6 protein-coding genes are annotated in these 8401 nt (G+C 51.5%); 3 read left to right on the top strand and 3 right to left on the bottom strand.

Annotated elements, in window-relative coordinates:
• The first annotated feature begins 86 nt into the window (after positions 1-86).
• The 3 genes from CPT76_RS20360 to CPT76_RS20345 all read left to right on the top strand — a co-directional run bounded on the left by CPT76_RS20360 (position 87) and on the right by CPT76_RS20345 (position 3590).
• Positions 87-1847 (top strand): Ig-like domain-containing protein, encoded by a 1761-nt coding sequence (locus CPT76_RS20360; protein ID WP_105444251.1) that lies wholly within the window; start codon positions 87-89, stop codon positions 1845-1847.
• Positions 1848-1969: 122 nt separating this feature from the next.
• Complete coding sequence (locus tag CPT76_RS20355) at positions 1970-2563, top strand: class D sortase (RefSeq protein WP_258168683.1); 594 nt, start codon at positions 1970-1972, stop codon at positions 2561-2563.
• A gap of 583 nt (positions 2564-3146) precedes the next feature.
• On the top strand, positions 3147-3590 hold the full coding sequence (locus CPT76_RS20345; protein WP_105444248.1) for a LytR/AlgR family response regulator transcription factor: 444 nt from the start codon (positions 3147-3149) through the stop codon (positions 3588-3590).
• Between the two features lie 71 nt (positions 3591-3661).
• On the opposite strand, the gene CPT76_RS41585 is transcribed toward CPT76_RS20345, so the two are convergent.
• The 3 genes from CPT76_RS41585 to CPT76_RS20335 form a co-directional block, all read right to left on the bottom strand.
• Positions 3662-4939, bottom strand: a complete 1278-nt coding sequence (locus CPT76_RS41585; protein WP_308737646.1) for a response regulator — start codon at positions 4937-4939, stop codon at positions 3662-3664.
• Complete coding sequence (locus tag CPT76_RS41580) at positions 4936-6831, bottom strand: sensor histidine kinase (RefSeq protein ID WP_308737645.1); 1896 nt, start codon at positions 6829-6831, stop codon at positions 4936-4938. Before CPT76_RS41580 ends, CPT76_RS41585 begins: the two co-directional genes overlap by 4 nt.
• A 179-nt stretch (positions 6832-7010) precedes the next feature.
• On the bottom strand, positions 7011-8401 hold a 1391-nt coding region (locus tag CPT76_RS20335), incomplete at its 5' end, for a family 43 glycosylhydrolase (protein WP_181152963.1).

Here is an 8401-nt window from a genome sequence, read left to right as displayed (position 1 = left end):
TTATACATGGATCGATTATGACGGTGAGAACATGATTATTCAGGTTCATTTAGGTACTGCACCGGATCGGGCAAAGTTCAAAAAAAGTGTTAGATGTTAGTAACATTGACCTTGGTACAATATTTGACGGAAAGCCTTTCTATGCCGGTTTTACCGCCTCGACGGGATCACCAAATTACGAAAATCATGATATCTATAACTGGTATTTTGTAAACGAATACGCGCCGATTGAGACGCTCGATCCGCAAAACGATTACAAACTGAACGAGGCGCCATCCCTGCCTGATGATACCAAGACTACAGGAGTAAATACGCCTGTGTCAGGACAAGCAGCGGGAACGGATCCAGATGGCGATACGTTGACGTATTCCAAAGGCCAAGATCCAGGACATGGGACGGTCACAGTGAATCCGGACGGAACCTGGACTTATACGCCGGAGACTGACTTTGTCGGTGAGGATAGCTTCACAGTCATCGCAGATGACGGCAAATGCGCAGAAGCTGAGGCGACGATTACCGTCAATGTAACATCCAATAACCCACCCACGGCGCCGGATGACAAAGTAACGACGGATAAAGACACACCCGTTAACGGCATCGTGAAAGGTACAGACCCGGATGGAGATCCATTGACGTATACCAAAGGCGATGGGCCAGAGCATGGTACAGTAACGGTCGATCCGGATACAGGGGAATGGGTTTATACTCCGTCCCCGGGATACACGGGTCCAGATAGTTTCATTGTAGTCGTGGATGATGGCAAAGGAGGAAAGACTACTTCGACGATAACCGTCGATGTGACGGAGCCAAGTACACCGACACCGCCAGCCAATCAACCACCAACCGCGCCGGATGATTCTGTAGCGACGGAAAAAGATAAACCGACGACTGGCACAGTTAAGGGATCGGATCCGGATGGAGATCCATTGACGTATACCAAAGGCGAAGAGCCAGGGCATGGTACAGTAACGGTCGATCCGGATACAGGGGAATGGGTTTATACTCCGTCCCCGGGATACACGGGTTCAGATAGTTTCACTGTAGTCGTGGATGATGGTAAAGGAGGAAAGACTACATCGACGATAACAGTCGATGTGAAGGAGCCAAGTACTCCAAGTACTCCTAGTACACCTAGTACACCAAGTACACCAAATACACCAAGTACTCCAAGTACTCCAAGTACTCCAAGTACTCCACCTCCAACCAACCGGCCTCCAACTGCGCCGGGTGACAAGGTAACGGCAGATAAAGGGTCCCCCGTCACCGGTACGGTTAAGGGAACAGACCCGGATAACGATTCTTTGACGTATTCCAAAGGCAAGGATCCGGAACACGGGAAGGTAACGGTAAATCCGGACGGAACCTGGTCCTACACTCCAGATCCGGGCTTTGTCGGTGAGGACAGCTTCACTGTTATCGTCGATGACGGCAAAGGCGGCAAAACCGAGGTTCCGATTACGGTTGATGTTAAGGAGTCAAATACTCCACCGGTCATTTCTGATTCTGGGAACGGTACGACCCCATCGAATCCTGGAAATGGAACGACACCTGCAGATCCAGGAAACGTGACTGATCCAACGGAAACGGGAAGCGATCAGACCTCTCCAGCGGTTCCAGGTGGAGAATCTTCGCCGGAAGAACCGGTGAGCCAAGATCTTCCGCCTGCTTCCGTAGAGGTTGATCATGAATTCCCGGCAGGAGAATCTGCTGCGGCAGGTTCTGAACAAACAGGCGTCCAATGGGGCAGCAAGCTGCCGAATACAGCCACTAACCTGTATAACTTAGGGTTCCTTGGCATCATCATGCTGGTAACAGGCTTGATTTTGCGGCGGAAAAATAAAGCGTAATGGCTTTTATTGCATTAGAAGAAAACACTTTTCTATATGAAAAGTGTTTTCTTCACTATTTTAAAAAGTAAGGGAGCGGTGTAATGCGAAGGAAAGCCGGAACCATCATGATGATCCTTGGCATGATCATCGTATTCATCACCATTTTCCAGTATACCGGACATCAAATAAAACTAAGACATGCTTTGGCTCAAGCGGAAGCTCTAACCGAGATCAAGTCCAAGGATGCTCCTGCTCCAATCAAGCCCTTGAACACCACAAGTTCCCCTACCAAGAGCTCGATCAGTCGACAGCAATTCAATCCGAAAGAGAACGATGTCATCGGATTGCTCGAAATACCAAAGATCGACGCAAAACTGCCTATCATTGAAGGCACCGACGAAGAAATGCTGGATAAAGGTGTCGGTCATTATAGCCCCAGCGTGTTTCCGTCCGATGGCGAACAAATAGTGCTGTCAGGACACCGCGATACGGTATTCCGAAAATTTGCGGATCTCGAGATCGGAGACCGCTTCATCGTTAACATGCCGTATGGAACATTCGAATATGAAATGAAGAGTTCCAAAATTGTAGATAAAGACGATACGTCGGTCATTCGTTCTATGGGAAAAGAGGTTCTTGTCCTCTCTACCTGCTACCCTTTTCATTATGTGGGACCTGCTCCCGACCGGTACGTTATTTACGCCTACCCGGTTTCGAGAGACGGAAAAATCTGAACCAAGGTCATCATCAAATCCACACAAAAGACCCACTGGAACAAGGATTTCCAAGTGGGTCCATTTTGCTTTGGAAGCAGTAATCTGGAACCTGAAAATTTCCGGAGCTTACATTCACCTCCCTATAGCTATATTTATTCAGAACGTATTCAGAGCCATATGATCTAATAGATATATCGGGTCTACACGGAGGAATGCACATATTTTATCAGTCAAAAGTGAGTTATTGGTGGTGAAGGAATGTTATCGAAAATACAGCAAGAAGCATTAAAACAAGCGTGGAAGCATGGAGGTAAGCTCGTTCGGTGGAATGACGGAGGCTTTTGGACATATGAGGGCGTACTGCCAAAGGCAAGAAGTGGCTCAACAAGGCTGCCTGATGTCGAATGGTGCTGTACGACAAATACGATTTTTGCGCTGGTCCGCCGCGGGTACATGGCCATGGATGATTGGCATACGTGTTCGGTCGTACAAGAAGAAACGTATGAGCAACCGGGTAAACATGGAGTGTTAGAATAGTTTCAGAATACATAAGTATACCGCATCCGAGAAAACACGGGTCTGTTAGGGGAGAGAGAGCCGCTTGAAGGTAATTATCGTCGATGATGAGCATCTGGCATTATTAAAAATGGAAAAACTGATTCAGACACAGACCGCTGTTCATGTTCCGTGGAATGTGATCGGATCCTATATGAATCCGCACGATGCGCTGGCGGCATGCCGGATCGAGGTTCCCGATGTGGCCTTTTTGGATATCGAATTGCCGGAGATGTCCGGCATGGAACTGGCTGAGCAGCTGCTCGCCATTCATCCGCAGATGCACATCGTTTTTGTGACTGCCTTTCAACAGTTTGCAGTTCACGCATTTCAGGTGAATGCCCTCGATTATTTATTGAAGCCCGTTCAACCCGCGAGATTGGCTGTCACGCTGAAACGAATCGCACAGTGCTTGAGCCTGAAGGCTGCGGGTTCCGGAACGATCCTGGTACCCCTGGAACAAAGCTTGTTGGCAAGCCAAACCAAATAAGCCAGGGAATGAAACGCTGAATACGATGAACAAAAGCACAAAGCAGCCTGCTGACCAGGCTGCTTTGTGCTTTATTCTATGCTTTGAGGGGGCTCGAATTCCCGCTGCTCCCTGAAGCCCTGGCTCGGAATCACGAAGGACATCACCGTCCCCTGCCCCAACTGGCTCTCGATCTGAATTCCCCGGCCGTACCGCTGCAGAAGCCTCCGGTTCGTATTCTTCAGTCCAATGCCACCGGATGACGGTTCGCTCGTGGAATGCGGTTGAAGCAGATTCTGTACTTCCTCTGGAGTCATGCCCTTTCCGTTATCCCTGACTTCAAATCGCGTGCCGTCCTCTTCCCGGCGGATGATAATCTGCACGGTTCCGCCTTGAATCCGGCTCAGCAGCCCATGCTTAACTGCATTCTCGACCAGCGGCTGCACCGTGAGCGGCGGTATAAACAGCGATAATTGCGGATCGATATCCCAAATGACCGCCAGCCGCGGCCCGAAACGCGCCTTCTCGATGTATAAATATGCCCGGACAAGTTCGAGTTCATGGGAGAGCGGCACCGCTTCCTCCGAGTTAATAAAATCGATGCTGATCCGCAGATAGGAAGTAAAGGCATCCGCCAGCTCCCGCATCTGATCCAGGTCGATATCGCTTAAAGCCATAATCGAATTGATCGTATTAAACAGAAAATGAGGCTGAATCTGTGCCTGCAGATATGCCGCTTCAAGCCGGAGGCGCTCTTTTGCCGATTTTTTAAGCGTCGCCAAGGAACGTACCCGGTATTTCAGCTCAAGCGCGTCCACCGGTTTCGCCACATAATCGTTGGCGCCGGCCATAAATCCGGCATAAATATCCTCCGGCCGGCTTCTTGCGGTCAGCAGCAGAATCGGCAGCTCGAAGCTGTTGTACCGTTCGCGGACGATTCGCGTCAGCTCATAACCCGACGTATGCGGCATCATGACATCCGAAATGAGCAGGTCCCATGTCGAGGACGAGAGCTGCTGCAGCGCTTCCTTCGCCGATAAAGCGGTTTGAATCTCATACGGCTCCTCCGCAAAAATGCCTGCGAGCACCCTCAGGTTTACTGGATCGTCCTCGACGACTAAAATTTTGATTCCAGCGGATATCGATTCGTCCAGCGATCCACCGGCATGGCCAGTATAAACCGTCTCCATGGAGACTGCCGCTTCTGTGATGTGCAGGGGATTCGACGGGGCATCCTCCAGATCCAGTTCCGGCTCGGTACGGCCCCCTTCGGAATTCTCATTCTCTAGACCCGCCTGCAGCCAACTTTCAGCCTTAGGAAGGGTGAAGCTGAATACTGCTCCTTGTCCAGGGGCTGATTCGGCGGTCAACCTCCCCCGTGCAGCTCGACCAGCTGCTTGCAGATGCTGAGACCAAGCCCGATCCCCCCATGATCGTCTTCATCCTCAGCCTGCTCATAGGGAAGAAAAATCCGTTCCAATGCGCTCTGTTCCAGCCCTCGACCCGAATCGGCCACCTGAATGGCAACCGCCTCTTCCTTGGCCTCGGCCGAAATTTCGATGACGCCTTCATCCGTAAATTTGATCGCGTTGTGCAGCAGGTTGAACACAATTTGGGTCAGCCTTTGTTCATCCGCATCCACCGGAGGAAGCTTGTCCGGAATCGACAGGACCACTTGAACGGGTTTCCCTTCCGTCATATGAGCCAGCATGCTGACCACGCCGGACACGACCGATTCGACCTGCAGGGCTTCCCGGTGCAGCACGATCCGCTGATCCTTCAGCATGACGGCGTCAAGGAGGTCATTCAGCAGCTGTGACATCCGGCGGCTGATGGTGACGAGCAGCTCCATATTTTGCTGGCTTGCTTCCGACATGGAGCGTCCCTCGCGTGAAAGGACCGATTGCGCAATGTTGATGATTCCGTGCAGAGGTGTCCGCAGCTCATGGGAAGTGTTCGCCAAAAATTGATCCTTCCGTTCGTCCGCCCGGCGAAGCTCGGCGTTCAGCCTGGCATTTTCCGCCGCATTCCGGAAATACCGCTTAAACCAGTACACCGAGAAGCCGACGACCCCAGCCACGATATCGACCGGATAATAAATCGGGGTGAAATTCCAGTCGAAATTGACAAATCCCCATACGATATTGGAAATGACGCTTGTTGCCGCCAGCAGAATGATAAAGGCATCCTTCCGCTTTTGATACACCATCTTGCCGATGAGCGCAAAGAACCAGAAGCTCGGAATCAGGTATAACCAACCGAAGACATGATGGGTCCTTGTGATATGAACCAGATTGGCGGGGGCTGCAAGTATAAAGATCCAGTACAGTGCAGAGGCGCTCAAATACGTAAGGAATACCGGCCCACGCCGGACTTGCCCGGTAAAGCCCCTGCCCATCAGCAGCATGCAGAACGGAACGCCCAAATAAGACAACAGCCGTATTTTTAGCATCCAGGTATAATTCAGGGGGAACCAGCTCATCAGCACATACTCGTGATCCGAAACCACCGTCAATCCCGCGAAAACGAGCAGGAACACAAAGGCAAGCAGCAGCTTCTCCCGCGGGTTGATCAAGAACATAATACCGGCGTACAGCGCATGAAGAAGCAGGATCGTAAACACGACCACCTGAAATACAATCGAATACCACCACTCAAAATCAATCGCCGCCTGCGTTCCGAACCGCATGGACTCGATGATGCCCCCGCTCGTTGGATCATGATAATTCGCCGATTGCACGAAAATATCAATCACGTTCTGCTCGTTCGGAGCAACGTCCTTGGCGAAAGACTGGATGACCGGAATATACTCTTTAGCACTCGCCGCTGGTTTGCCGGCCTCGCCGACGATGTTCCCGTTGACGATCACAACGGATGAAGCTTTAATTTCTTTAATCCATAATTTATAACGCTCGTCCGGCTGCTCATCGACAAGAATCCGGAGCCTGTAGGTCCCGTACCCGAAAGACGAACCGCCCTTGTCCTGCCAAGCCGGACTCCAATCTCCGGGAACATGGATCATACGCCTATCCTGATCAGCTTCTTCCGCCTGGCGGCTGTCCGAGATCAACTGATCCGGATAAAACTTCCAATCCCCGTCCAACAGGAGGGAATGCCTGTCTTCCATAGGATGCCCGCGCAGATCAAGAGTGCCCTGCACAACCTTGGGCTGCTCATCCGTACCAAACGTATCCCACCAGAACCATCTTGCCCCCAGCATGAGGGTTAAATATGTAATGAATATGATGATTTTCTTAACCAAATTCTACTGAGCCTCGCTTCACTTGAAGTCGTTCATATTCATAGTAACGGAAACAGCCGCATCCCGCTATTGCAATCTTGGAGCGCCTGAAAAAAGAGGCTGGAAAGTAAGAGGCGTCAGCAACAAAAAAGACGGCTTCCTGTAACAGAAGCCGTCTTATATTGGAGCCTCCTATATCTTCAATCCAAACGGTACAGCAGCCAAAACTGCGCGGTTCCTCCGGGAATGTCCTGCCACGTTCCTACATCCGTACCGCTATTAATGCTTGCTCCGTTAACGTCAAGCGCTTTTCCCGTCTGCACATTCAACCATTTGCAGTAACCGTTGCCGGTATCCACGAGTTTCCACTTTTGCGTATCCAAGCCTTGATACTCGGCTAAGCCCGCTCTCCCCCAAGCGGCCGCAGGATCGATCACGGTCAAGGCTTTGCCGGACTCTGGATTCACGAATGAATAGGTTCCGTCCTCATTTAGGGTAACCTTCCAGCGCTGCGCCGCCCCTCCGTCGGAATCATCCTTCATTTGGGTCCATGTCTCGCCCGCTGCATTTGGGTCGGCCACACTGAGAGCTTTGCCGCCATTCGGGTTAATCAGTTTATACTCGGCCCCAGGCTTAATCGAGAATGTGTTGCTGCCAGCAAGTTCAATGTAGTCGATGTCAATGGCATGTTTGCTTTTCGCAAATTCGATGACGTTGTCGTAGCCTTTCTTCAACTCGACCTGGATCGAAGCCGTTTCATATTGTTTGCTTCCCGTGTGAGGCAATGCCACCGTCACGGCCGGATGACCGTTCACCGACACCTGTTCCGAGGCATCGGGACCTGCGGTGTTCAAATACCTAATGTTTAAGGTATAGCTTCCTTCTTCGGGCACAATGACATCCTTGATCGATAAGGAGCTGTTCGTGTTATTGAGCCGCACTACTTTGCCGCCGGACGCGCCTGCCTCCTCCTTGATTAACGCTTTGGCCGGTGTTCCATGCTCCGCTTCAATCCGATAATCGCCGGACGGAACCGCAAGCGGACCGTTGGTCGGAACTCCGAAATTCGGGGAACCGTCGTTATTCCAGGTAAAAGGCTGTACCCTGGTCGGCCGGGCGCCGCAGCCTTGGCCGGGTCCGCTGTTGCCATGGTACACGATTAAATCCTGCGTCCCGTCCTTGGATGGAACAAAGGAGTTATGTCCCGGAGCGTAGACGCCATTGGCCGCAGACTTGGCGAAAACCGGCTGATCGCTCTTCGTCCATGACGCGGGATTCAGCAAGTCGCTTGCAGCATCCGCGCTCAGGATACCCAGCGAGTAGTCATCCTCCCAGCACGCGCTTGCAGAAAAGACAAGGTATATTTTCCCCTGGTTTTTCAAGATGACAGCGCCTTCATTGACAGGCATGCCTTTCATTTCCCAGTCGTATTCGGGCTTGGTCAGGATACTGCTGTCTCCGTCCAGCGTCCACGGATTCGACATAGGTGCGATGGCGATCGCGCTGCCGTGGCTGCCCGACCAATCCCCATATGCCGCATACAAAAAGTACAGCCGGTCATTATGGTCGAATACGGTGCCGTCAAGTCCCG

Source organism: Paenibacillus sp. AR247 (assembly GCF_002968895.1).
GTDB lineage: Bacteria > Bacillota > Bacilli > Paenibacillales > Paenibacillaceae > Paenibacillus_AQ > Paenibacillus_AQ favisporus.
This window is presented reverse-complemented; position numbering and strand designations above follow the sequence as displayed.